Origin of the sequence: Enterobacter sp. PTB (genome assembly GCF_051130085.1) — a bacterium.
Classification (GTDB): Bacteria; Pseudomonadota; Gammaproteobacteria; order Enterobacterales; family Enterobacteriaceae; genus Enterobacter; species Enterobacter ludwigii.
In genome coordinates this window covers 1-619 of the sequence record NZ_JBDKEE010000105.1, presented here as the reverse complement: position 1 = coordinate 619, position 619 = coordinate 1, and the positions used below count along the sequence as shown (strand labels likewise).

Here is a 619-nt window from a genome sequence, read left to right as displayed (position 1 = left end):
AGGCCCAGCCCGTAGCGAAGCGGTGCACCCTGGCGCTGCCAGCGTTCAAGCAGCAGCCTGCGCTGCGTCACGACAGGTAACACCTGTGACCGGCTGGCTGTGGGTTGTACACGCCACCGGGTGAGCACATCCCGGGTGCTGTTAATCAACTGAGCGTTGTTAACAGTGGAAAATGCCAGAGCGGCCAGCAGGCAGCCCGTCAGAAAAACCAGCGTATAACGCGCGGCAACCGAATGACCGACCGGTGACGATGCACGGGCAAGCACCGGCAACAGCGCATCCACGAATGTCATGCCCTCACAGACAGACGCCGAGGGGTGGCGGTAACCTACTGCCGCCACACGTATCAGCCAGTGCTGCCAGAGCGAGGTGTCGGCGGTCTGCAGTGCATTCAGGCGAAACACCACCGCAAGGGGGGATACCACAGGAAAATAGTCATCAGGACGCGTCAGTTCACTGAGCAGAATGTCCCGGCAAAATGCCATCGCCTGCGACAACAGCGGGATACAGACCATGTGATTATCCTGCTGCTGCCATTCACTGAAGGCATACACCTCGCCGTCGTCTGCACAGGCATTCACCTCCGTCCCCTGAACCATAAACCAGGGCGTATCGGGTC

At 59.9% G+C, this 619-nt stretch carries 1 pseudogene; it reads right to left on the bottom strand.

What is annotated here, in order from left to right:
- Window positions 1-619: pseudogene (locus tag AAIR21_RS27785) on the bottom strand (OmpA family protein); the annotation flags it as partial.